Annotated in this window: 27 protein-coding genes; 22 read left to right on the top strand and 5 right to left on the bottom strand. The window is 71.8% G+C overall.

Translation table 11 applies throughout. From position 1 onward, the window contains the following. Window positions 1-78 precede the first annotated feature (78 nt). The 13 genes from OG505_RS27495 (at window position 79) to OG505_RS27435 (ending at window position 12,028) form a co-directional block, all read left to right on the top strand. The gene (locus OG505_RS27495) at window positions 79-1,056 is read left to right on the top strand and encodes an NAD-dependent epimerase/dehydratase family protein (RefSeq protein WP_355240412.1); all 978 of its coding nucleotides are present in this window, start codon (window positions 79-81) and stop codon (window positions 1,054-1,056) included. 77 nt (window positions 1,057-1,133) lie between these two features. Continuing rightward, a complete protein-coding gene (locus OG505_RS27490) occupies window positions 1,134-2,357 on the top strand; it encodes an LCP family protein (protein WP_405428892.1) in 1,224 nt (407 codons plus the stop codon). Window positions 2,358-2,539: 182 nt separating this feature from the next. Then, window positions 2,540-3,799: an LCP family protein gene (locus OG505_RS27485; RefSeq protein WP_405428890.1), complete on the top strand. Its 1,260-nt coding sequence runs from the start codon at window positions 2,540-2,542 to the stop codon at window positions 3,797-3,799. A 238-nt stretch (window positions 3,800-4,037) separates the two neighbouring features. Continuing rightward, entirely contained in the window at window positions 4,038-4,985 is a 948-nt protein-coding gene (locus OG505_RS27480) for an LCP family protein (protein WP_405428888.1), read from the top strand. Window positions 4,986-5,043: 58 nt separating this feature from the next. Next, a complete protein-coding gene (locus OG505_RS27475) occupies window positions 5,044-5,379 on the top strand; it encodes a rhodanese-like domain-containing protein (RefSeq protein WP_405428886.1) in 336 nt (111 codons plus the stop codon). Between the two features lie 10 nt (window positions 5,380-5,389). Then, window positions 5,390-6,178 carry a glycerophosphodiester phosphodiesterase family protein gene (locus OG505_RS27470; RefSeq protein ID WP_234582634.1) on the top strand — a complete coding sequence of 263 codons (789 nt, stop codon included), beginning with the start codon at window positions 5,390-5,392 and terminating at the stop codon, window positions 6,176-6,178. 116 nt (window positions 6,179-6,294) lie between these two features. Then, on the top strand, window positions 6,295-7,749 hold the full coding sequence (locus tag OG505_RS27465) for an ATP-binding protein (protein ID WP_405428884.1): 1,455 nt from the start codon (window positions 6,295-6,297) through the stop codon (window positions 7,747-7,749). Window positions 7,750-7,810: 61 nt separating this feature from the next. Beyond that, a complete protein-coding gene (locus OG505_RS27460; protein ID WP_363719150.1) occupies window positions 7,811-8,227 on the top strand; it encodes an ATP-binding protein in 417 nt (138 codons plus the stop codon). After that, complete coding sequence (locus tag OG505_RS27455; RefSeq protein ID WP_405434748.1) at window positions 8,134-8,685, top strand: RNA polymerase sigma factor; 552 nt, start codon at window positions 8,134-8,136, stop codon at window positions 8,683-8,685. The genes OG505_RS27460 and OG505_RS27455 overlap by 94 nt, the downstream gene beginning before the upstream one ends. Next, the gene (locus OG505_RS27450) at window positions 8,682-9,566 is read left to right on the top strand and encodes a zf-HC2 domain-containing protein (RefSeq protein WP_405428882.1); all 885 of its coding nucleotides are present in this window, start codon (window positions 8,682-8,684) and stop codon (window positions 9,564-9,566) included. Before OG505_RS27455 ends, OG505_RS27450 begins: the two co-directional genes overlap by 4 nt. A gap of 66 nt (window positions 9,567-9,632) precedes the next feature. Next, window positions 9,633-10,331 carry a hypothetical protein gene (locus OG505_RS27445; RefSeq protein WP_405428881.1) on the top strand — a complete coding sequence of 233 codons (699 nt, stop codon included), beginning with the start codon at window positions 9,633-9,635 and terminating at the stop codon, window positions 10,329-10,331. Further along, a complete protein-coding gene (locus OG505_RS27440; protein ID WP_405428879.1) occupies window positions 10,328-11,104 on the top strand; it encodes a hypothetical protein in 777 nt (258 codons plus the stop codon). The genes OG505_RS27445 and OG505_RS27440 overlap by 4 nt, the downstream gene beginning before the upstream one ends. Before the next feature lie 33 nt (window positions 11,105-11,137). Further along, window positions 11,138-12,028: an ABC transporter ATP-binding protein gene (locus tag OG505_RS27435; protein WP_405428878.1), complete on the top strand. Its 891-nt coding sequence runs from the start codon at window positions 11,138-11,140 to the stop codon at window positions 12,026-12,028. Window positions 12,029-12,053: 25 nt separating this feature from the next. Here the strand turns inward: OG505_RS27435 and OG505_RS27430 are convergent, their stop codons facing one another. After that, window positions 12,054-12,698 (bottom strand): hypothetical protein, encoded by a 645-nt coding sequence (locus OG505_RS27430; protein ID WP_405428876.1) that lies wholly within the window; start codon window positions 12,696-12,698, stop codon window positions 12,054-12,056. Between the two features lie 159 nt (window positions 12,699-12,857). Between OG505_RS27430 and OG505_RS27425 the strand changes: the two genes are divergently transcribed. After that, window positions 12,858-13,745 (top strand): DUF5926 family protein, encoded by an 888-nt coding sequence (locus OG505_RS27425; protein WP_405428874.1) that lies wholly within the window; start codon window positions 12,858-12,860, stop codon window positions 13,743-13,745. 27 nt (window positions 13,746-13,772) lie between these two features. On the opposite strand, the gene OG505_RS27420 is transcribed toward OG505_RS27425, so the two are convergent. Further along, complete coding sequence (locus OG505_RS27420; RefSeq protein ID WP_405428872.1) at window positions 13,773-15,002, bottom strand: arginine deiminase; 1,230 nt, start codon at window positions 15,000-15,002, stop codon at window positions 13,773-13,775. A gap of 167 nt (window positions 15,003-15,169) precedes the next feature. On the opposite strand from OG505_RS27420, the gene OG505_RS27415 reads away from it, so the two are divergent. The 5 genes from OG505_RS27415 (at window position 15,170) to pheA (ending at window position 18,691) form a co-directional block, all read left to right on the top strand. Continuing rightward, on the top strand, window positions 15,170-15,910 hold the full coding sequence (locus OG505_RS27415; RefSeq protein WP_234582638.1) for a hypothetical protein: 741 nt from the start codon (window positions 15,170-15,172) through the stop codon (window positions 15,908-15,910). 169 nt (window positions 15,911-16,079) lie between these two features. Continuing rightward, a complete protein-coding gene (locus OG505_RS27410; protein WP_405428870.1) occupies window positions 16,080-16,538 on the top strand; it encodes a hypothetical protein in 459 nt (152 codons plus the stop codon). Between the two features lie 106 nt (window positions 16,539-16,644). Further along, window positions 16,645-17,034 (top strand): ACT domain-containing protein, encoded by a 390-nt coding sequence (locus OG505_RS27405; protein WP_405428869.1) that lies wholly within the window; start codon window positions 16,645-16,647, stop codon window positions 17,032-17,034. A gap of 66 nt (window positions 17,035-17,100) precedes the next feature. After that, the gene (locus OG505_RS27400; RefSeq protein ID WP_405428867.1) at window positions 17,101-17,724 is read left to right on the top strand and encodes a hypothetical protein; all 624 of its coding nucleotides are present in this window, start codon (window positions 17,101-17,103) and stop codon (window positions 17,722-17,724) included. Window positions 17,725-17,734: 10 nt separating this feature from the next. Next, entirely contained in the window at window positions 17,735-18,691 is a 957-nt protein-coding gene (gene pheA / locus OG505_RS27395; RefSeq protein WP_405428866.1) for a prephenate dehydratase, read from the top strand. Window positions 18,692-18,758: 67 nt separating this feature from the next. Here the strand turns inward: pheA and OG505_RS27390 are convergent, their stop codons facing one another. From OG505_RS27390 to OG505_RS27380, 3 genes are all read right to left on the bottom strand, one after another. Continuing rightward, window positions 18,759-19,481 (bottom strand): AIM24 family protein, encoded by a 723-nt coding sequence (locus OG505_RS27390; RefSeq protein WP_405428864.1) that lies wholly within the window; start codon window positions 19,479-19,481, stop codon window positions 18,759-18,761. A 197-nt stretch (window positions 19,482-19,678) separates the two neighbouring features. Continuing rightward, window positions 19,679-20,026 carry a metallopeptidase family protein gene (locus OG505_RS27385; RefSeq protein ID WP_405434746.1) on the bottom strand — a complete coding sequence of 116 codons (348 nt, stop codon included), beginning with the start codon at window positions 20,024-20,026 and terminating at the stop codon, window positions 19,679-19,681. A 262-nt stretch (window positions 20,027-20,288) separates the two neighbouring features. Next, window positions 20,289-20,720, bottom strand: a complete 432-nt coding sequence (locus OG505_RS27380) for an OsmC family protein (protein WP_405428863.1) — start codon at window positions 20,718-20,720, stop codon at window positions 20,289-20,291. Between the two features lie 174 nt (window positions 20,721-20,894). On the opposite strand from OG505_RS27380, the gene OG505_RS27375 reads away from it, so the two are divergent. The 3 genes from OG505_RS27375 (at window position 20,895) to OG505_RS27365 (ending at window position 23,499) form a co-directional block, all read left to right on the top strand. Then, on the top strand, window positions 20,895-21,611 hold the full coding sequence (locus tag OG505_RS27375) for a hypothetical protein (RefSeq protein ID WP_405428861.1): 717 nt from the start codon (window positions 20,895-20,897) through the stop codon (window positions 21,609-21,611). Between the two features lie 254 nt (window positions 21,612-21,865). Next, window positions 21,866-22,687, top strand: a complete 822-nt coding sequence (locus tag OG505_RS27370; protein WP_405428859.1) for an HAD family hydrolase — start codon at window positions 21,866-21,868, stop codon at window positions 22,685-22,687. Continuing rightward, the gene (locus OG505_RS27365; protein ID WP_405428858.1) at window positions 22,687-23,499 is read left to right on the top strand and encodes an HAD family hydrolase; all 813 of its coding nucleotides are present in this window, start codon (window positions 22,687-22,689) and stop codon (window positions 23,497-23,499) included. Before OG505_RS27370 ends, OG505_RS27365 begins: the two co-directional genes overlap by 1 nt. Window positions 23,500-23,505 lie beyond the last annotated feature (6 nt).

Raw genomic sequence — 23,505 nt, 5'->3', positions numbered from 1 at the left:
TAAGAAGGGCCCCCTGTACAACGTCAGGCGTTAACAGGGGGCCCTTCCTTAATTCCGGGGGTCGGTAGGCTGACCGGCATGAAGGTTGCTGAGCGCTTCGGGTCCGGTCACCGCGTTCTCGTCACCGGCGGCGCCGGTTTCGTCCCGTCGCACCTGGTCGACTCCCTGATCGCCCGGGGCTGCACGGTGGTGGCGCTGGACAACTTCGTCACCGGCTCCAAGGAGAACGTCGCCCACCTGCTCGACCGGCCAACCTTCACCCTGGTCGAGGCGGACCTCTCCGACGGCCTGCCGACGCACCACCCGGCCCTGGCCGAGCGGTTCGACGCGATCCTGCACATGGCCTCGCCGGCCAGCCCCACCGACTTCGCGCAACTGCCGGTGGAGATCCTCCGGGTCGGCTCGGTGGGCACCCTGCACCTGCTGGAGCGCGCGGTCGCCGACGGCGCCCGGTTCCTGATGGCCTCCACCTCCGAGGCGTACGGGGACCCGAAGGAGCACCCGCAGCGCGAGACCTACTGGGGCAACGTCAACCCCATCGGCGTCCGCAGCGTCTACGACGAGGCGAAGCGCTTCTCCGAGGCGGCCACGATGGCGTACCACCGCTACCGCGGGCTGGACGCGGCGATCGTCCGGATCTTCAACACGTACGGCCCGCGGATGCGCCCGGACGACGGCCGGGCCATCCCCACCTTCATCTCCCAGGCGCTGCGCGGCGAGCCGATCACCGTGCACGGCACCGGCAACCAGACCCGGTCGATCTGCTTCGTCGAGGACCTGGTGCGGGGCATCCTGCTGCTGCTCGACTCGACCGAGACCGGCCCGGTCAACTGCGGCACCGAGCACGAGATGTCCATGCGTCAACTCGCCGAGTTGATCGTGTCACTCTCCGACAGCAGCTCGCAGGTGACGTACATCACCCGCAGCTCGGACGACCCGGAGATGCGCCGCCCCGATCTGACCCTCGCCCGTGAACTGCTCGGATACGAGCCGACCGTGACGCCCGAAGACGGCCTGCGACGCACGATCGAGTATTTTCGGGCGCGGCTAGGGTAACCAGGTCAACCGCGGAGCACCGATCGCTGAGTGTCGCCTGAGGGCGGTAGTGGCTTCCGCTACGTACCCTGAGTTACATGTCAGCGACCCCTGCCGGCGTTCCTCACCCGCACCTGCACCGCAGCGCCGGGCGCGCTTCGGTGCCCGGCCCCGACCGTGGCGCCTCCGGACGCGCGCGTCCCGCCGAGGCGCGCTGGTACCCGTCGTACGACGAGCAGCAGCCCGGCCCGGGCGGCCCGACGGGGCCGACGGGACCTGGCGGGCCCGGTGGCGCCGGCGGGCCGGGACGGCGTGGCCCCCGGCCGCGCTGGGGACGGATCGGCCTGGTGGCCGGGATCGCGGTGCTGGTGTTGGCGCTGGTCGGCGGCCTGGGCACCTGGCTGTACGCGCGCAACCTCAACAACGATCTGGCCCGCACCGACCCGTTCGCGGAGATCACCGGTGGTCGGCCGGCGAAGCCCGTCGACGGCGCGTTGAACATCCTGCTGGTCGGCAGCGACTCCCGGGACCCGGACGCGCCGGTCGACACCAAGAGCCAGTGGCGGGCCGACACGGTCATCGTCATGCACATCCCGGCCGACCACCAGTCGGCGTACCTGGTCTCCATCCCGCGTGACCTGTACGTGCCGATCCCGCAGAACGCCGGAGCGGACTGCGGCTCCGGCCAGCGCGCGAAGATCAACGCGGCGTTCGCGTTCGGTGGCCTGCCGCTGGCGGTCCGCACCGTGGAGTGCTTCACCGACGTCCGGATCGACCACGTGATGGCGATCGACTTCGGCGGGTTCAAGGAGGTCACCGACGCCCTCGGCGGGGTGGACCTGAAGGTGGAGCGGACGATCACCTCGATCCACAAGCCGTACCGGACGTTCACCAAGGGCACCAACCACATGGACGGCGCGGAGGCGCTGGACTGGATCCGGCAGCGCAAGCAGTTCCCGGACGGCGACTTCGCCCGGATGCGGCACCAGCAGGAGTTCCTGCGGGCGCTGATGGACAAGGCGGCGAGCACCGGCACCCTGGCGAACCCGAAGAAGCTCAACGACTTCCTCAAGTCGGTGACCGCCGCGGTGACCGTCGACCAGGGCTTCTCGGTGACGGACATGGCGGTGCAGTTCCGCAACCTGCGCGGGCAGAACCTCACGTTCCTGACCAGCCCGAACTCGGGCAGCGACACCATCAACGGCGAGTCGGTCGTGGTGTCCGACCGGGAGAAGGCGCTGGCGATGTACCAGGCCATGTCGGCGGACACCATGGCGGACTGGGTCAAGGCCAACCCGCCGAAGAGCAACGACGGCGGCTGAGCGCGGCGGCGGCACGGGGGGTCGGTCGGACACGAGACGAACTCACCGTTTCGGTGATCGAGTAAAGCCGATCGCCCGGTTGACGGAGCCTGTCGTCCCAATTGGCTCCAGATGAACTCGCAAAGTCGAATTGATGTACGTACAGTGGTGCCGCCCCCTCCTGATCACGAGCTGGAGCACGAATGCCGGTTCAGGCCAGCCGTCGCCCTTCCTCCGCCGGATCCGCCGCGCCGAGCGGCCGGATCGCCGCGTCCATACCGGTGCAGCCCGGCCCGTCGAGCGGTGGCCCGGGCGGTCGCCCGCCGGGTGGCGGCAACGGCCGGACGGGCGGGAAAGGGCCGGCGAAGAAGCGGCCCCGCCGCAAGGATCCGCTCTGGGCCCGACTGACCGTGATCTTCGGTGCGGTGCTGATGCTCAGCAGCGGGGTGGCCATCGTCGGCACCAAGGTGCTGATCGGCCAGGCGACCGGGGACATCGCCCAACGCAACCTGCTCGGTGATGCCGGCAAGACCGACGCCGAGGGCGGCGCGAGCCTCGACGGCCCGATCGACATGCTGCTGCTCGGCGTGGACGCGCGGGAGCGTTGGGCCGCCGACGACGTCCGCTCGGACAGCATCATCATCCTGCACATCCCGGCCTCGCACGACCAGGCGTACCTGATCTCGATTCCCCGCGACACCGAGGCGCAGATCCCGCCCTTCAAGAAGAGCGGCTTCACCGGTGGCACCGACAAGATCAATGCCGCGTTCCAGGCCGGCGCCCGCAACGGCGGCGGCTGGGAGGGCGGCGCCCAGCTGATGGCACAGACCATCAAGCGGCTCACCGGCGTCAGCTTCGACGGTGCGGCGATCATCAACTTCGGTGGCTTCAAGAATGTCATCGACACCCTCGGCACCGTCAAGATCTGCGTGAGTCACGAGGTCAAGTCGAAGCACATGTCGTTCGTCGACGGCAAGCCGATGTGGAACGCCGACGCCAAGAAGACCGGCAAGCGGATGACCCCGGTGGTGCACAAGAAGGGCTGTCAGGAGATGGAGGGCTGGGCGGCCCTGGACTACGCCCGACAGCGCTACGGACTGCCCGGCGGCGACTACGACCGTCAGCAGAACCAGCAGCAACTGATCAAGGCGATGGCCCGCAAGGCCACCGACGGCGACATGCTGACCAACCCGGCCAAGCTGAACCAGCTCATCAAGGCGGCCGGCAAGGCGTTCGTCCTGGACACCGGCGGCGTGCCGATCGAGAACTTCATCTTCACCATGCGAGGGGTCACCGCGAACGAGCTGACCATGTTGAAGACCAACAACGGCAGCTTCAACGGCAACGGCAACAACCGCGAGGCGTTGAACGAGGAAACGATGCAGATGTTCGAGGCGCTCAAGCAGGACAAGCTCGCCGAGTTCGTCTTCGCCCACCCCGAGGTGATCTCCGGCCGCAAGTGACGGCCGCCACGTCGCCCGAAGCCACGTCGCCCGAGGCGGCCTCGCTTCGGGCCGTGTCGCTGGAAGTCGCGAAAGGCCGGCGACCGGCCCGCTACCGACCGTAACCTGACGTGAGCAGGTTTCACGTATCGGCTGCGGGGAGGCGATCACGTCCAGGTGGGGCCGGAACGCAGCGGGCCGGGCACGCCCGGCCGCGCCCCGCCGCGCCCGCTGGTCACGCCTCCTGCTCGGCGTCGGTGTGGCCCTCGTCCTGCTGGCCGGGCTCGCCCTGATCGGGCTCAAGACGCTGACCCACCGGTACGACCGTACGGTGACCAAGGAGCAGCTGCTCGACGCCGACGCCCGCACCGACCGGACCAACCTGGACGGGCCGCTCAACTACCTGCTCATCGGCACTGACCGACGCGCCGGCAGCACCGAACCGGACCAGCGCTCGGACACCATCCTCATCGTGCACGTGCCCGCCGGGCGGCGGGAGGCGTACCTGATCTCCATCCCGCGTGACCTGCTGGTCACCATCCCGCCCGCGAACGGCTTCGGCGGCGGTCCAGACAAAGTCAATGCGGCGTACGAGCACGGCGGCGGTGGACAGGCCGGCACCCGACTGCTCTCCGTCACCCTGAACCGGCTCACCGGCATCCGCTTCGACGGCGCCGCGCTGATCGACTTCTCCGGCTTCCGGCAAGTGATCGACCTCCTCGGCGGGGTGCAGATGTGCGTGGACACCGAGGTCCGCTCGATCCACACCAACCACGTCTTCCCCACCGGCTGCCAGCGGATGAACGGGACGCAGGCGTTGGACTACGTACGGCAGCGCTACGACCTGCCCAACGGCGACTTCGACCGGCAGCACCACCAGCAGCAGCTCCTGCGGGCGATGCTGGACAGCGCCGACCACGCCGACCTGCGCAACGACCCCGTCAAACTGGACCAGGTGCTCCGCGCGGTCGGCGGCTCGTTGACCGTCGACACCAACGGCGTACCCCTGGAGGACCTGCTCCTCGCGCTCCGCGCGCTGCCGCCCGACGGGATGCACGGCGTCCAGGTGCCCTCGTCGCCGCAGACCATCGACCAGGTCTCGTACGTGGTGCTCGACAACGGCGGCAACGGGCTCTTCGAAGCCGTCCGGGGGACCCGCGTACCGGCCTGGACGCAGGCCAATCCGCGTTGGGTGAGCCGGTTGTGACCGTACCGACGGCCGGGTCGGTGCCGATCCGGCCCGCGAGGATCTAGTGTTGCTTCCTGTGTTCGGACCCCAGGTTCCCACCGTGCCCGTGACCGAGATCGCCGACGACACCTACCTGCTCGACGTGCGGGAGGCCGACGAATGGGCGGCCGGCCACGCGCCCACCGCCCACCACCTGCCGATGATGGAGCTGCCGGCGCGGCTGGCCGAGGTGCCCACCGACCGGGACGTGGCCGTCATCTGCCGCTCCGGTGGACGTTCCGCCCAGGTCGTCGCCTACCTGGTCAACAACGGCTGGGAGCAGGTGCGAAACGCCGACGGCGGGATGCGCCAGTGGGCAGCGGTCGGCCGTCCGGTGGTCGACGTGAACGGGCAGCCCGGCCAGGTCATCTGAGGCGGCCGGGATGGGCGGGCCTCTGGTCTTCGCGCACCGCGGCGCCTCGTACGACCTTCCGGAGCACACCCTCGCCGCGTATCTGCGCGCCCTCGACGAGGGTGCCGACGGGCTGGAGTGCGACGTCCGGCTGACCCGGGACGGGCATCTGGTCTGCGTACACGACCGGCGACTGGACCGCACCAGCAACGGCCGCGGTCTGGTCAGCGCGCGCACCCTCGCCGAACTGGACGCGCTGGACTTCGGGTCCTGGCATCCGGGCAGCGCGCCGAGCGGTGACCTGCCACCGGACGAGTCGCACACCCGGCTGTTGACGCTGGCCCGACTGCTCGACGCGGTGCTCGCCGCCGGGCGGCCGGTCCGGCTGCTGGTGGAGACGAAACACCCGTCCCGCTACGGCTCGAACGTGGAGCGGCGGCTGGTCGACCTGCTGCGGCGGTACGGGCTGGCCGACCCGGCGCCGGACGACCCGGTCCAGGTCACCGTCATGTCGTTCTCCCCGCTGGCGGTACGACGGGTCCGGGAGCTGGCCCCCGCGCTGCCCACGGTGCTGTTGCTGGAGGTGCTGCCGCCCTGGCTGCGGCTGGGCCGGCTGCCGTTCGGCACCCGCATCGCCGGGCCGGGCATCGGTCTGGTCCGGGCCCGACCACGCCTGCTGCCCGCGCTGCGCGCCGCCGGCAACCAGGTGTACGTCTGGACGGTCAACGAGCCGGCCGACCTGGAGCTGGTGCTGGCCGAGGAGGTGGACGGGATCATCACCGACCGACCGGCACACGTCCTGGCCCGCCGGGACCGCTGAACGGGCCTCGACGCCGAGCTGGCCGTCCAGCGTGCCGACCGCCGGCAGCGCCTACACCTACGCCTACGCGGCAACCGGGGGTGCCGAAAGCCGGGCCGGCGGGGCAGACTCGGCACATGCCGGAGCGTATCGATTTCCCCGCTCTTCTCGCCGGCCACACCGTCGCCATCGAGTCGATCAATGCTGGAGACGCGGGCCTACCGGTCCTCACCCAGCTTCTCCGGGTGACCCAACCAGCGCTCGGCGCGACCGGAATGGCGTTCGTCGAGTTCGGCCCGACCGGTGGCCGGGTGATCGCGGCGACCGGCGCGGCGGAGTGGACGCTCGGCCGACCGCTCGCGGTGGACGACCCGGACACCGTCTGCCTGCTCTCCGGGCCACGGGTGAGCCAGGTCCGGGTGGCCGAGCTCAACGGCAAGCTCGCCGCTGAGCTGGCCGGCAGCGGGTTGCGCCGGATGGTGGTGTCCCGGGCCGAGATCGGCGGTCACACCGTCGGCAGCCTGCACGCCCTCTACCCGGGCGACGACGAGCCGGGCGCCGAGCAGCAGGGGGTGCTCGCCTACCTCGCCTCGTGCATCGCGCACATGTACGGCGACCAGAGCGGGCTGCCGGTGCACGGCGACGGGCCGGTGGTGGCGGCACTCGCCGACGGGCTGGCGGTGGTCGACCGGGACGGCCACGTCCGGCTCTGGAACCCGGCCGCCGCCCAGGTCACCGGCCGGACAGCGGAGCAGGCGTTGAGCGGCCCGCTGCCGTTCCCGATGCCGCCCTCCGGCCAGGTCCGCGACCACCGGTTGCCGGACGGGCGCTGGCTGCGCATCACCTCCGGCGACCTGCCCGGCCCGGGCGCGCTGCGGGTGGTCACCTTCCGCGACATCACCGACCAGCAGCGCCGCGATCACGACCGGGAGCTGTTCGTCGCGGTCACCAGCCACGAGCTGCGCACGCCGGTCACCGTCATCAAGGGGTACGCGGACACCCTCACCGACCACTGGGAGTCGCTGACCGAGGGCGACCGGCGACAGGCCGCCCGAGTGATCGGGCAGCGCGCCAACGAGTTGGCCCGGCTGGTCGACCGGCTGCTCTCCTCGGCGGCCGAGGCGGGGCCGGGGGACGACCCACCGACCCCGTTCGACCTCGGTGAGGCGTTGCGCGCCACCATCGTGGACCTGCCGGCGGAGCTGCGGCACCGGCTGACGCTGCGCCTCCCGGCCGACCTGCCCAAGGCGCTCGGCCACCGGCCCAGCCTGACCACCGTGCTGACCGAGCTGGCGACCAACGCCGGCAAGTACTCGCCGCCGGGCTCCCCCATCGAGATCACCGCCGGGGTGGACGGCCAGTTGGTCGCGTTCCGGGTCAAGGACCGGGGCATCGGCATCCGGCCGGAGCACGTGGAGCGGGCGTTCGACCGGTTCTGGCAGGGCGAGTCCGGCGACCGGCGCGGCTACCCGGGAGCGGGGCTCGGCCTCTATCTGGTCCGCCGGATCGTTGAACAACAGAATGGATGGGTATCCCTACGTCCGAGGACCGACGGCGGTACGGTCGCAGAGGTGCGGCTACCGCGCGGTTGACCGACGGTGACGCGACGTGGAGGCGACGGTGGCAGCGGCAGCGAGGGATCGGGCGTGGTGCGTGGTGGTTCCCCACCACCCGGCCGGGGCACGGCTGGCCCGGCACCGGCTCGCGGGTGAGCTGGCGGACGTCGTACCCCCGACGCTCTTGGCGGATCTGATCGCGGTGCTCGCGGAGCTGGTGGGCAACGCGGTGCGGCACGCCCGACCGCTGCCCGGCGGAGTGGTCCGGGTGGCCTGGCGGTTGCGACCCTCGGCGGAGGGCGCAGTGATCCAGTTGGGGGTCACCGACGGCGGCGCGAGCACCGGGCCCCGGCTCCGGACGGCCAGCACCGACGCCGCGGACGGGCGAGGGCTGCACATCGTGGCCGGTCTGGCCACCCGCTGGGGTGTCGAGCGGGACGGCATGGGCCAGCGCGTCTGGGCCGAGTTCGACCCGGCGCCGACACACCTACCGGATCTGGTGCCGGCGGGCTGAGTACGGCGCGGCCCGGTCTCGGCGAGCGCGGGTTGGCCGAGGAGACGTTGCAGGACACCTTCGTCGCGGTGTGGCGTGGTGCTGACCGCTTCGAGCACCGGTCAGCGGTGCGCACCTGGCTGTTCGGGATCTGCCGCCGTCAGGCACTCAAGCGGCTCCGTGGCCGCCAGCCCCAGACGGCGCCCGCCGAGTGGGCCGAGGGCGTGCCGAGCACCGATCCGTCGCCGGAGGCGGTCGTGATCGCGCGGGCCGACGCCGCTGCGGTCGCGGGTGCGCTGGTGACGTTGTCGGTCCAGCATCGCGAGGTGCTCGACCTCGCGTTCGGGGCACGCCTGTCGCAGACCGATATCGCCGAGGTGCTCGGTGTGCCACTCGGCACCGTCAAGAGCCGGCTCTTCCACGCCCGTGCCGTGCTGGCCAGGGCGTTGCCGGCAGAGGTCGAGAGGACAGCGGGATGATCCACCCCACCGATTCCCTGTCGGCCTATGTCGCCGGCACCCTCGCCGAGGGTGCGGCCGAACCGGTCCGTGCCCACCTGGACGTCTGTGCGACCTGCCGCGACGACGCCCTGGTGTGGAGCCGGCTCGCCGAGGGCGTCCAGAGCGCGGCGGCGCAGGTCGCGCCGCCGACACCGGCACTGTTCGACCGAATCAGGCGCAGGATCAAACCACCCATTCCACGGTACGAGGGAAGCCTCGGCGCGGCGCCGTTGCGGCGGGCGGCCGGCATCCTCGCCCACCAGTGGCGCCTGGTGACGTGGCAGGTGTGGGCGGTCTCGGCCGTCGCACTGGTCGCCGGGGCCCTACTCGCCGCGTTCGTGCCGGCCGAACAGTCCCGCGGTGTTCTCGGGTCCGTGGTCCCACTCGCCGCCGCGTTCCTCGTCGCGGCGTCCTGCGGCACCGGACCAGCCGACGAGATTCTCCGCGCCACGCTGACCTCCCGCCGGGCGGTCCTCCTCGGCCGACTCACCGTCGTGATGGCCACCGTCACGGCCGGCGGGGTGCTGACCACTCTCGGCCTCGCCGCGCTCGACCGCACCGGTAGCGGCGGCGCCGCCTCCGGTGTGCCTGAGCTGCTGTTCGCGTGGCTCGGCCCGCTGGTCCCCCTGTGCGCGCTGAGTTTCGCCCTGTCGGTGCTGTGGCGGCCGGCGGTTGGGTTCGGCTTCGCCATGGGTCTGTGGGTGCTGCGGAATGTCACCGGAATCGGCCTCGCGGACCGCTGGGTCTCCGCGGTGACCGACCACATGTGGGCACCGGGGACGGCCGTGTTCGCCGGCGCCGTCGCGGTCGTCGCCGTCACCGTCTTCGTCGCGCCCCGCCGAATCCCCGGATCGGTCTGAACCTTTCCGGCCGGCGCGGTACCCAGTGACGTGAAAGTTCAGACGCTCCGACAACGGAGACCTCCGATGAGCCGCCAGGCTCGCAGCGAGTTGTGGCGGCATGACTTCCGCTGGGCCGGGTGGGCGGCGTGGGTTGCCCCGTTGGGCGCGCTGGTGGCGACGCTGGCCATGACGGCGCTGGCCGTCGGGAGCGGCGCCGGCCGGCAGCAGGTGCGGGATCTGCTCCTCACCGGGCTCGAGGCCATCGTGCCGCTTGCCGTGGCGATGGCGGCCGTGACGGCGATCGCCGGTGACCGCAGCCGTGAGCTGCAACTGTCGCTGCCGGCGAACTACGTGGCGACGCTGGGCCGGCGGGTCGGCTCGCTGCTCGGGGCGGGGTTCGCCGTGTGCGTCGTCTTCTCCGTCGGCGTCCTCGCCGCCGGTTGTTGGTCCGGGCCCCGTTTCGTCGCCTCACCGCTGGTCTGGGCGCCACCGACGATCGCGCTGGTCGGCCTCGGCGTGTTCATCGCCGTACTGACCCGCAGCGTCGTGCTCGCCACGAGTGGTCTGGCCGCGCTGTGGCTCGCCCAGCAGATCTACGCCAGCACGATCGGGGCGCTCGAATGGGCCCGGCCGTTCCTGTTGTTCCAGACGACCCGGGTGGGAGTCACCGACGGGTGGGCCCTGGACCGGACGCTGCTCGCCGTCGTCGGCGTGGTGCTGGTGGCCGCCGCCGCGACGCTGCTGCGCCGCCCCGACCGGCTCCTGACCGAGGAGGAAGCATGATCCGCTACGAGTTCCTGATGCAGATCCGCAAACGGTCGCTGTGGATCACCACCGCGATCCTGGCCGTCATCATGCCGCTCCTACAGGGCAACCGGGGCCCGAGCTCGCTTCCGGACGATCTGCCGGCCCGAGCGGTCATGGGCACCTGGGCGTTCCTGTTCTCGATCCTGCTGCCGATCGGGTTCGGGACGGTACTGGCCGACCGACTCGTCCGCGACCGGCGGTTGGGGATCGTGGGGCTGCTCGACAGCCTCCCCGTCGGCCCGGGCGCGCGGGTGCTGCGCCGCTATGTCGGCAGCGTCGCCGCCACCGCCGTACCGGGCCTCACGATCATGATGGCCGCCGCGGTCTTCGAACTCGCGACGGGCCGCCACGACCCGGCCCTGCTGCTCTGGGCGCCGATCGCGTTCGCGCTGGTGATGCTTCCCGGCCTGGCGTTCATCGCCGCGTTCGCACTGGTGGCACCACTGGTGGTGACCGCGCCGCTGTTCCGGGTGCTGTTCGTCGGCTATTGGTTCTGGGGCAACATGCTTCCGACGAACTTCCTTCCGTCGCTGACCGGCTCGTTGATCGCACCGATCGGCGACTACCCGGCAAGTTGGCTGACCGGCGACCGGATGCTCTGGGCCGGCGCCGACGGCTGGCTCGGCTTCCTGCGGCCCGACGTGACCGGTGCGACAGCCGCGCTCAGCATCGCCCTTCTCCTCCTCGTCGCGCTCGTTCCCCTCGCGGCGAGCGGGCCACTGCTGGCCCGCCGCCGGGTCGCCGGCTGACGCCCGTACCCCCTCTGCTTGAAAGGTTTTGACGTGGATCTGAAGATCAGTGACCTGCGGCGCAGGTTCGGCAAGGTCGAGGCGTTGCGCGGGGTGGACCTGGAGATTCCCGGCGGCATGTTCGGGCTGCTTGGCGCGAACGGCGCGGGCAAGACGACGCTCATGCGCATCATCGCCGGTGTCCTGCCACCGACCAGTGGACTGGCCATCGTCGGCGGCAACGATCTGAGCACCCGCGAAGGGCGAATGGCGGTACAGCGGCGGCTGGGTTACCTGCCGCAGGACGTCGGGCTCTACCCGGACCTGACACCGGTGGAGTTCCTGGACTACGTCGGGCTCCTCAAGGGGCTCGACGACAAACCGGCGCGGACCCGCCAGATCGGTGAGCTGCTGGAGATGGTCGGGCTCTCCGATGTGGGCCGACGCAAGCTGAAAGGGTTCTCGGGTGGGATGCGCCGTCGGGTCGGGATCGCGCAGGCGCTGCTCGGTGACCCGTCGATCGTGGTCGTCGACGAGCCGACCGCGGGGCTCGACCCCGAGGAGCGGATCCGTTTCCGCACGGTGCTCGCGTCGCTGGCCGGACATCGCACCGTCATCCTGAGCACGCACGTGGTCGAGGACGTGGCGCAGACCTGCCGGGAAACGGCGGTCATGGCCGGCGGACGGGTGATGTTCACCGGGCCGGTGACCGATCTGGTCCGGCACGCCGAGGGTGCGACGTGGGAGGTCACGACATCGGGGCCGGCACCGACCGGAGGCGTGGTGGTCTCGGCGGTGGGCCGTGCCGACGGCACCCATTACCGGTTGGTGAGCCCGAGCCGCCCCGACCCGGAGGCGACACCGGTCGCGCCGACGTTGGAGGAGGGCTACGTCGCTTTCATGCAGACGGTCTCGGCCGGCGCCGAGAGAGTCGGCTCGTCCTAGCGGCCCGGGACGTGCGCGGCACCGATCAGTCGGTGTGGCCCTCGCCGCCGCTCTGACCGGTGAGGTAGACGTGCTGGTGCCCGAGGCCGGCGTCGACGTTGATCTGGTCCAGTTGGTCCGCCGCCACCGACCACGCGGCCGCGGCGGCGGTCCGGGAGCGCTTCACGATCTCGATCAGGCGAGGGCGCTGCGCCTCCGGGCCGGCCTGCGCGGCGGCGAACAGGTCGACGGTGACCGCGAAGTCGTTGATCGCGCCACGGAATGCGCCGCGGGCCACATTGGTCGCGGTCGTCCCGGACGGCCTCTCGGCGTGCTTGGCGACGAGTTGTGTGATCGTCGTCTGCCAGCCCTGGACCGTGGCGGCGTCGGCGGGCTGGCCCTTCTCCAGTGCCCCGTCGAACGCGGTCAGCAGGGTGTCGAGCGCCTTCTGCGAATCGCCGACGACGGCGGTCAGCTCCTGAATCTGCTGCTTGTCGCGCACGGCCTCCTGTGCCCGCAACTCGTCGACCGCACGGGTGGTGCTGTCGGGCCGGCCGATGAGGAAGCCGCTGAGGCCACCGGCGAGCACGGCCGCGACGACGAGCACGATGACGACGGTCAGCGGTATCCGGCGGGTCTGCTCCGCCTGGGCCTGACGCACGTACGAGGGCTTCCCGGTCTTGCGCGACACCGGCACTCCATGCGAATCCGTCGATAAGGGAGCTGACCTTATTACGGGCGGGCCCACCCCTTCAAGGGCACGCTGCTCTGCCAGGTCCGCCTGCTCCGCCGACCCGGTCCGCTCCAACCCCCGAAGAACCGACGCGGCACTGCACTAGGCTGTGACGCCGTGAGTAAGCGTCGAAAGAGCCAGCGCCCCGCCGTCGACACCGCCCCCCGCCGAGACAAGGTGCGGGACGTCTTCGTGCCGCGTCCGTTCGATGGGCTGGTCGACGAGCCCGAATGGATCGCGCTGCGCGAGTTGGTGCCCGCCGCGTCCGCGCCGCTGCGGCTGGCGCCGGCCCTCGTCGAGGAATTCGGGGACCGGTCGGTCACGCTGGCCACGGTGCTGCCGATGGCCGCGCCGGCAGTGAGCAAGCCGGACGGCCAGGTGCTCATCGGTCTGCAACGTCACCAGCAGTCCGGTGACGTCTCCCGGGACCTCGCCGAGGCGCTGCTCTGCGCGCTGCGGGCCGAGCCGGGCGGCCAGGTGTCCGTACCACCGCTGCCCGGTCCCGGGCCGCGTCTGCAGGACATCCTGGCGGACGGCCCGCTGGAGATCACCATGCACGACGGGTTCGAGTTCTGGCTCGACCCCGGCGCGGCCGACGACCCGAGCGTCCAGGCGTCGCTGGAGCGGGCGAACGCCGCCATCTACCCGACCGTGCGGATGACCGCCGCGAAGGCCGCGTACTGGTGCCAGGTCCCGGAGAAGGCACACGTGCGCTGGGTGCTGCCGGACGACGAGGACGCCGCCCTGGACGCGCTGGCCCGCCTCGGCGCGGCCGGCACGCTGACGCTCGGCGAGCAGACCAAGTTCGCCGGGATGTTCCGCGCGCACGGCCGGCTGGCGCCGGTGTGGGACCTGCCGGAGCAGGCGCCGGCGACCGACTGGGAGGACCCGGTCGCGCAGTTCAGCAAGCGGTACGCGGAGGCGCTCGCCGCCACCGAACCGCTGGACGCCGCCGGCCGCCGTGCCCGCCAGGGGCTGCTCGGCCGCCAGCTCACCCTGCGTTGACTGTTAGGAGGGGCCCCTTGTTATGCATCAGGCGTTAATAAGGGGCCCTTCCTTCAGCGGGTCGCGGACGATCGGGCAGGACATGCAGCGCGGGCCGCCTCGACCGGACCCCAGCTCCGAGCTGGCGATCGGGATGACCTCGATGCCGGCCCGCTCCAACTGCGCGTTGGTCTCGGTGTTGCGCTCATAGCCGACGCAGAGCCGGGGTGCCAGGGCAAGGGTGTTGTTGCCGTCGTCCCACTGCTCGCGTTCCGCGGTGACCGGGTCCAGGCCGGTGTCGATGACCCGGAGCTGGTCCAGGTCCATCGCGTCGGCGGCGGCCCGCAGGAAGGGCGCCGGGCCGTCCACGCGCGGGTCCTCGCCGTCCGCGCCGGCGATCACGGTGTACGCCGAGAGCGTGCTGGCGATGTTCGGATACATCAGCACCGCGTCGGCGTCGACCATCGTGCACACGGTGTCCAGGTGCATGGTGGCGCGCTCCTGCGCGATCGGCACCACCAGGATGGTGTGGGCCAGCCGGGCGGCGAAGACCTGCCGACCGAGGCGTTCGGCGCCGGCCGGTGTGGTCCGCTCGCCCACCCCGACCGCCAGGACGCCGGGTGCGAGCAGCAGGACGTCCCCGCCCTCCAGGTGCTCCAGATTGGGGCGGTAGACGAACTCGGTGCCGGCGAAGCGCGGATGGTGGCGGTAGATGGCGTCGGTCAGGGTGGTCTCCCGGCGGCGGGCCGGCATGGCCAGGCTGGTGACGCCGACCCGGTCGCCGATCCACAGCGACGAGTCCCGGGTGAACAGCAGGTTCGGCAGCGGGTCGATGACGAAGTCGTGCCGGTCCATCAGGGTGTATACCAGACCGCCCGGCCGCTCCGAGCTGATCCGCAGTTCCTCGTGGGCGAGCCCGGCGGTGAGCACGTCGGCCAACGCGACCGGATCCAGATAGGCGAGGTGGTCGGCGACCCGGGCGCGGAGCGTGTCGCCGAGGCGACGGGAGCGCAGCACCTCCTCGGTCAACTCGGCGCGGGCGTCGTCGACGGCCAGCGTCTCGGCCAGCAGGGTGGCCAGGTAGAGCACCTCGACCCCGCGCTCGCGCAGCGCGGCGGCGAACGCGTCGTGCTCCTCCTGGGCGCGGCCGACCCAGGGGATCGCGTCGAACAGGAGCGAGTCGTTGTTGCGAGGGGTGAGCCGGGCCAGTTCTGGGCCGGGCCGGTGCAGCAGCACGGTGCCGAGCCGGCCGACTTCACTGTCGACGTAGTGGGTCACCCCCGCAGCGTAGGGCAGGGTTTGGCGGCATCCGAGAAAAGAACTGTGGATGAATATGGCATTCATCCACAGTCACTCCGGCGCTCCGGCTTGCCGAACACCGGGAGTGGCGACGTAGGGTAGTGAGGACATAACTTCGAGGGACCTTTTGCCGGAGGTCGACGACGATGACTGTCTTTCCCGCACGACGAGCCGTACCGACCGCCAGGGCACTGCCGCCCATCGCGGTGCCCCACCCCCGCGTCGAGTCGCCCGGGGCTCTGGAGCCGGTCCGTCCGACACCGCTCGAATGGGCCCGCCGCCGCCGTGCCGAGCGGGGAGCCCGTCGACTGGAGGCGGCCGGAGCACGAGCTCTCGGCCAGCTCGACCATCTCGGGCCGGCCTGGCACGTCATCGAGTGGCCCCGCACCGACGTGGCGGACGTCCTGCTCGACCGCACCCAGGACGACCGCGCCGGGTTCCTCGCCATCGGGCCGAGCGGCCTGTTCGCGGTGACCATCGCCGACCACGGCCGGGCCCGGGTGCTCGTCGCCGGGGACGTCGTGCAGATCAACGGCAAGCGGCCTCCGTACGTCACCGAGGCCCGGCGGGACGCCAGGCGGGCCAGCAAGGCCCTCTCCGACGCGGTGGGGCTGACCATCCCGGTGACACCGGTGCTGACCTTCGTGGGCTCCGGCGTGATCAGCGTCTACGGCCTTCCGAAGGACTGCCTGATGGCCACCCACCGGGAGCTGGATCGGCTCCTCGTGGCCGGTGGCAGCCGGATCAGCCCGGCCACGGCCGAGAAACTGTCCCGGGTGGCACAGCACCCGAGCACCTGGCTGAACGGCACGTATCGTCCATCGGCCGACTACCGGTGGTACGACGAGGGCCGAACGGCCGCTGACAAGCCGGCCCACCGCCGGTAACGTCACCGGCGACGCCACGCGGCCCCGGTCCCCCACCTACCCCACCGGCTCCCCGCGCCGTCGCCGGCCGCACCGGTTCGAGCTGTGCGGATCGGTGACCTGGTGCGCTCGGTGATTCCGTCGGCGACCGGCTAGCGTGGACAGTCCGTCGGTGGACATAGGAGGCGCGGTGGCCCACGTCGAACTCTCGCTCTCGGAAGTGTTCGTGCCGTCGGCGCGGACCTCGACAGAGCTGGAGTCCGACAACGTCGGTCAGTGGTCGTCGACGGTCGGCCGGGCCGATGAGCCCTGCCTGCTGATCGACGCCGACACCCGGGTCGTGGCCATCTCCACCGCCGGCTGTGAGCTGCTCTGTCTGGGCGACCCGGCCGGCCTGATCGGGCGACCGCTGCTCGACGGCGGGCTGCGCCTGCTGGATTTCACCGCCAACCGGGGCGAGCTGACCGAGGCCGAGATCGACAAGATCCCGCCCCTGCTGGCGCTCTCCTCCGGCCGCCTTGCCCGTGGGCTGCTGCGGGTGCAGGCCACCTCGGCGGACAGCTCCGACGCGACGGTCGACGCGATCTCCACCCCGGTGCTCACCGACGGCGCCGTGGCCGGCTCGCTCACCTTCTTCTCCGAGGTCTGACCTGCAGCGCAATGTGTCCTTCGCCACCTGACCTGCGGCGCAATGTGTCGTTCGCCGCACGCGGCGATGGCGGGATGGGCCCACACCCACGCCGTAAGGTGCCCTCATGCTCGATATCGCTCTGCTGCCGGGGGAGTACGCCGTGTGCCGGTTGCGTGCCGGCACCGCCATGCCGGACGCACTGTCGAGTGAGCTGGGCCGCGCCGACGTGGTCACGGTGAGCTGGACCGCCGACGGGATCTCGGTGATCTGCCCGACCGACCGGGTGCCCGCGAAGGCCGTGGTGGAGACCACCTGGCGTTGCCTGCGCGTCGTCGGTCCGACGGGCGTGGACGGCACAGGCACACTGGCGGCGCTCGTCGACCCGCTCGCCGCGGCCCGGGTCAGCGTCGTCACGTTCTCCACCTTCGACACCGACTACGTGCTGGTGCCAACCGTCCGGTTGATCGAGGCCACGGCCGCCCTGGAGCGCGCCGGGCACCGCGTCCTCGGCTGAGCTTCACCCGGCCGACCGCTCGCCCTACGATGGGCTCGGCCACCCCGGCCGCGACGACGTTTCCCGATGTCCGAGGATCGGCCCGTGCCGTTCGCCCCGCCCCGCCACCCGGCTCCCCCGACCCGGGCGACAACCGCCACCACACCCGTGGCGGTTCGCGCGCTGCCCGTGGCCGGGGCCCTGCTGGCGCTCCTCACCATCGGGGCGCTGGCCGGCTGCGGCGCCCCTCCCGACCTGCGCGACCCGGCCGGGATGCCCACCGGCGCCAGCACCCCGACGGCACCCTCCCCGACCGGCGTCCCGACGGGCACGCCGTCCACCGTGCCGAGCGCCCCACCGGCCCTGACCCCGTCGGCCACCCGGGACCCGGGTCTGGTCGCGACGGCCTGCCGGAACGGTCCGACCGGGCAGCGAGTGGTGCAACTGCTGCAAGGCCGGGCGTCGGTGCTCCCGGACAACGTGCGGGTCCGGGTCCGCACCGGGCCGCTGTGCGCCGCCGACTGGCAGTACACCGTGCTGGAGGTGACCGGGCACGAGGAGCTTCAAGTCGTCACCCGGGGTCGGCCCGCCGCCCCGGAACTGGTCACCGCCGGCACCGACGTGTGCACCATCGAGGTCCGCGCCACCGGGCCGGTCGGGATCCGTACGCTCGCCTGCGATGCTGCTCCGGCGGTTCGGCCGGGTGCGTAGTCTGGTCGACATGCCCGGAACACCGCCCACGCGCTTCGTCTACCTCGGCCCGGAGGGCACCTTCGCCGAGCAGGCCCTGCGCACCGTCCCCGCCGCCGAGCGGGGCACCCGGACGCCGGCCCGCAGCGTCGGTGAGGCACTGGACAGCGTCCGGGCCTCAGATGCCGACGCGGCGCTGGTGCCGCTGGAAAACTCGATCGGCGGGGCGGTCGGCGTCACCCTGGACGAGATGGTCGAGGGCGACCCACTGGTGATCACCCGAGAGGTGATCCTGCCGGTCGAGTTCGTGCTCGCCGCGCGTGCGGGCACCGCGCTGTCGGCGGTCCGCACGGTCGCGGCGCACCCGCAGGCGTCCACCCAGTGCCGGGGCTGGCTGCGTGCCCACGTTCCCGACGCCGTGGTCGTCGACGTGCTCTCCAACGGCGCGGCCGCCGCCGGCGCCGGTTCCGGCGAGTACGACGCGGCGATCTGCGCGCCGATCGGGGCGGTTCGACACCGACTCGCCCTGCTCGCCGACAAGATCGCCGACCACCCTGACGCGGTGACCCGTTTCGTCCTGGTGTCCCGCCCCGGGCCACCCCCACCGCCGACCGGTGACGACCTCACCTCGCTGGCCGTCTACATCGCCCACGACCGGGTCGGCGCGCTGCTGTCGGTGTTGATGGAGCTGGCCGTCCGCGGCGTCAACATGACCCGGATCGAGTCCCGCCCGACCGGCGAAGCCCTGGGCCGGTACGTCTTCTTCCTCGACTGCGCGGGCCACGTGGCCGACGTACGCCTGGGCGAGGCGTTGCAGGGGCTGCGCCGGGTGTGCGCCGACGTCCGCTTCCTGGGGTCGTACCCCCGGCATCGCTGGGTCGCCGCGGCGGGCGAACGGCCCGTGCCCGCGCCGGCCGGCCTCTCCGACGCCGACTACGCCGACGCGGCGGCCTGGCTGGCCCGGCTGCGCACCGGCGAGTTGAGCTGACCGGCCGAGCAGACAGCGCGTACGGACGCTCCGGTGCGACCGGGAGCGCCCCTACCCACGTCGGTGGTCAGCTCAGCAGACCGCCGAGCAGACCGCCCTCCTGCTGCTGCTGGCCGCTGCCCATGACCGGCGGCTCCTCGGACGGCTGCACCACCACGAAGCCCTGACCGGCGAAGCTCATGGTGAACGACTCACCGGTGCGTCGACCCAGCAGCGTGCCGAGGCCGAGCTGCTCGGCCCGGTGGTAGCCGGTCTGCAGGTTGGCCGACCAGCAGACCACGGCCTGCGGGTCGACGTACGTCGGGGCGTCCACATTCAGCACCACCGGGGCGCCCTTGGTGGTGATGGCGATCCGCCCGTAGCCGCTGAACACGCAGTTGAACAGGCCGGACGAGGAGGCCATCCCGGCGCCGCCGACCATCCTGATGTCGTACTGGAGGGTGGAGTCGAAGGCGAGCACGCTGGAGCCGTTGATGGAGAGGGCGTCGCCCGGCTCCAGGTCGATGATGTGCACGTCCTTGGCCAGCTCGGCGAGGAAGACGTCACCCTGGCCGGAGACCTTCATCAGCGGAACGCCCTCGCCGGTGAGCTTCTGCTTGAGGAACTTGCCGAGCCCGCCCGAGCCCAGGGCCTGGAACTGCACGTTTCCCTGGTAGGCGACCATCGACCCGACCCGGGCCATCGCCTCGCCGTTGAGCTCGATCTTCAACATCTTGGAGTTCTGTAGCCGCATGCCGGCCTGCGCGGATTCCTTCTCCAGATTTTCCGCCGAGAACAGCTCGCTGCGCATGAAAGGTGCCTCCTGAAACGGTCGCGGTCGCTGCACCGACGGTAGGCGGCCAGGGCAACCAGGGGCCATCGGCCGAGCGGCGTGCCGCGCTCGGGCGTGGCGGTGAGCAGCGGGCGGCCGCAGGTGAGCAAGCGGGCGGCCGCGGTGAGCAGCCGGAAGTCGCCGTGTCCGGCCGGGGGTCGCGGTGAACGCCGGGGTCAGCCCCAGCCCAGCGCGTGCAGTCGCGCGTCGTCGATGCCGAAGTGGTGGGCGATCTCGTGCACCACGGTCACCGCGACCTCGTCGACGACGTCCTCGTCGCTGTCGCAGATCCGCAGGATCGGACGGCGGTAGATGAAGATCCGGTCCGGCAGCACGCCGGAGTAGTCCCAGCCCCGATCGGTGAGCGCGTGCCCCTCATAGAGGCCGAGCAGGTCGGGGTCGGTGTGCGGTGGGTCGTCCTCGACCAGGATCACCACGTTGCTCATCAGGTCGAGCAGTTCCTCGGGAACTTCGTCGAGGGCGTCAGCCACCAGCTCCTCGAAGCGCTCGCGAGTCATGTCCACCGGCACGACGTCCATTCTGCCCGACGCCGCACCGATCGGCCGGCTCACGCTCGCCACCCAGGCGGGGGCCGCTCGGCCACCCAGGCCGGGGCCGCTCGGCCACCCAGGCCGGGGCCGCTCGGCCACCCAGGCCGGGGCCGCTCGGCCACCCAGGCGGGGGCCGCTCGGCCACCCAGGCCGGGGCCGCGCGTTCACGAAAGAGAGCGGCCGCCCGGGACCGGGCGGAGGCTCCTTCCGTGAACGTGCGGCGTGCGTCGCTGGGTCAGGAAGCCAGGCGAGCGGTGAGGGTGATCTCGGCGCCCGGCGAGAGCAGCCGGGAGATCGGGCAGTTGGCCTTGGCGGCCTCGGCGAGCTTCTGGAACTCCGCCTCGTCGACCCCGGGCACCTGGCCGACGGTCTCCAGGTCGATCCGGGTCACGCTCATCCCGGCTTCGGTCTTGTCCAGGTGGACCTTGGCGGTGGTCTCGACCGAGGTGGGCGTCGAGCCGGCGTCGGCGAGGGCCTTCGAGAACGCCATCGAGAAGCAGCCGGCGTGCGCGGCGGCGATCAGCTCCTCGGGGTTGGTGCCCTCACCCTCCTCGAAGCGCGACTTGAAGGAGTAGTTGCCGGACAGGCCGCCCTTACCGGTGCGGACGGTGCCGGAACCCTCGGTGAGATTGCCCTGCCATTGTGCGGAAGCGGTACGGATAGGCATGAGGAGAACGCTAGCCGAAACGTGTCTCCCGAGCGACCGACCGACACCGACGCCTGGCGTGCGATTCCCGTCACCCTTGGCAAAGGCGCGACGCGGGCGGCTTCGGCAGCGGCACCAGCGCGACCCGCTGTGCCATGATTCGACGCAGGCCCGCGACCGGCGGAAGGATGGCCGATGTCCGAGGAGCTGCCCATCCCACGGCAGGGCGACCCGTCCGACGGGCCTGCCGTGATCGAGTGGGGTGCCGACGAGCCCACTACTGGAAGCCGACGCCTCGGCTGGTCCCTGGCGGGCATCACCCGGGATCCCCGCCTGCCCGTGCTGCTCGCCGGGCTCGGCGCGGTGGCGGGGGTGGCCTCGCTGCTCGGCGAGTGGCTGGTGATGACCCTGCCGAACGGCGACCCGACCGGTTCCACCTCGATCGACATGCCCGCCGGCGTGTCCAACGTCGGCGGCTTCGGCATCGGCTACCTGGTCGGTCTGCTCGGGCTGGTCTGCGCCGTGGCGCTGGCGCTGCAGGGCACGGCGGCCGTCCGGCCGAACGCCCGACTGGTCGGGTTCACTCTGAGCGGGGCACTGCTGGCACTGCTGGTCGCGGCGACGGCGACGCTCGACGACCCCGCTCAGCGCAACTACTTCTACGAGCCGGAGGACAACTTCCGGGTCGAGTACGGTCGCGGCCTGGTGATGGCGTTCGTGGCCTGCGTGCTGCTCGCCGCGGCCCTGCGGCTGACCCCGAACACGCCGACGGAGGACAACCGTTCCGCGTCCACGACGGGGCAGGGCTGGCGCCGTCGGCACCTCGACCCGGTCGACGGCCCGCCCGCGCCGGCCGACCTGACCGTGACCGCAGCGGCCCCGTTCGCCCGCCCCGAACACCCCCCAACCTGACCCACCCACCCCACCCACCCCAATCGCGCCGATCTTGCACTTTCTGCGGCGACAAAAGGCGCATGACGCCGCAAATCGGCGACCGGAAGTGCAAGATCGCGGGGGTGGGGGGACGGGCCTGGAGTTGGTGCCCGATTCGCCTGGAAGACATGGTTCGGACCCGTTTCCCGAGGTACGGTTGCTGCCCGCCGTCACGCCGGGCCTCGGTCTCCTTGGCCAGGGCAGGTGCGACGGCGGCGGGCGAAGGAGGAACGATGACCCGCCCGGGACTGCCCAAGCTGATCGCGACCGACCTCGACGGAACGCTGGTCCGCAGCGATGACACCGTCTCCGCGTACACCCATGGGGTTCTCGACCGGGTGCGGGCCGCCGGAATTCCGGTGGTCGGCGCGACCGGACGCGGCCCCCGACTGACCGAACTGACCCGCAACGACATCCGGGCCGCCGACTTCCTGGTGATGGCCGGCGGCGGACGGGTGGTCGACCAGAGCGACCCGACCGGCCCGGTGGTGCTGCGCGACGAGCGGCTGCCCGCCGAGGTGCTGGCCCGGCTGCTCGCGGACCTGGAGGCAGAGGTCGGCCCGCTGACCGTGATGGTCGAGGCGTCCGACGAGCACGACGCCCCCCTCTGGGGCGACTACCACGAGAGCTGGCCCTACCAGGACCGGTTCGAGGCGCGCAGCCGCGCTGAATGCCTCTCCTGCGACGTGATCAAAGCGTTCGCCCGCACGGCCGACCACCACGTCGACGAACTGCTGGCGGTGGCCCGCCGGATCGTTCCGCCGCAGGTCGCCACGCTCACCCAGGCCGGGCTCGGGTTCATCGAGATCTGCCCGCCCGGCGCCGACAAGGCGACCGGGCTGACCGTTGTGGCGCAGAGCCTGGGGGTCGACCCCGCTGACGTCCTGGTCTTCGGCGACATGCCCAACGACCTGCCGATGTTCGAGTGGGCCGGCTGGTCGCGGGTCGCGGTGGCCAACGCGCACCCGGCGCTGCGGGCCGCCGCCGACGAGGTGACCCTGCGCAACGACGACGATGGGGTGGCGGTGTACCTGGACCGGCTACTGTCCCGGTGATGCGAGACACCCCGGCGCTGGTCGCCACCGACATCGACGGCACGCTGATCCGCGACGACCGCACGCTCAGCCCGCGCACCGCCGACGTGCTCGCGCGGATCACCGCGCGAGGCACGCCGGTCGTCCTGGTCACCGGCCGTCCGGTCCGCTGGCTGAAGATGGTGTACGACCAGCTGGCCGCTCCGCTGCCGGCGGTGTGCGCCAACGGCGCCGTGGTCTACGACCCGGTACGCGACGAGGTGCTGCGCGCCGATCCCCTCGCGCCGCAGCACCTGACCGAGGTGGCCGAGCGGCTACGCGCCGAGGTGCCCGACATCAGCTTCGCGGTGGAGATCCTGGACAGCCGGGAGATGCGGCACGAGGCGCACTACCCGCTGCGGTGGGACGCCGACCACGACCGGATCCGCCCGGTCGAGACGCCGGAGGAGTTGCTCTCGCTTCCTGCCGTGAAGCTGCTCGCCCGAGCCGGGGAGCAGGACCCGGACACGTTCGTCGAGCTGATCGGCGCGGCGGTGGCGGGGCTGGCCGAGGCCACGCACTCGTCGTACTCGGGTCTGGTGGAGATCTCCGCGGCCGGGGTGACCAAGGCGGCCGGGCTCGACTGGTACTGCGACCGGCTCGGCGTGGCCGCGGCGGACGTGCTGGCCTTCGGCGACATGCCGAACGACGTGCCGATGCTGAGCTGGGCGGGGCGCGGTGTGGCGGTGGCCAACGCGCACCCCGCCGTCCTCGCGGTCGCCGACGAGGTGACCGGGGCGAACTCCGAGGACGGCGTGGCGGCGTACCTGGAGAAGATCTTCGGGGTGGACTGACCGGCC

Source organism: Micromonospora sp. NBC_00617, from assembly GCF_045161355.1.
Classification (GTDB): domain Bacteria; phylum Actinomycetota; class Actinomycetes; order Mycobacteriales; family Micromonosporaceae; genus Micromonospora.
The sequence above is the reverse complement of the archived record's forward strand: the minus strand, read 5'-3'. Positions and strand labels throughout refer to the sequence as shown.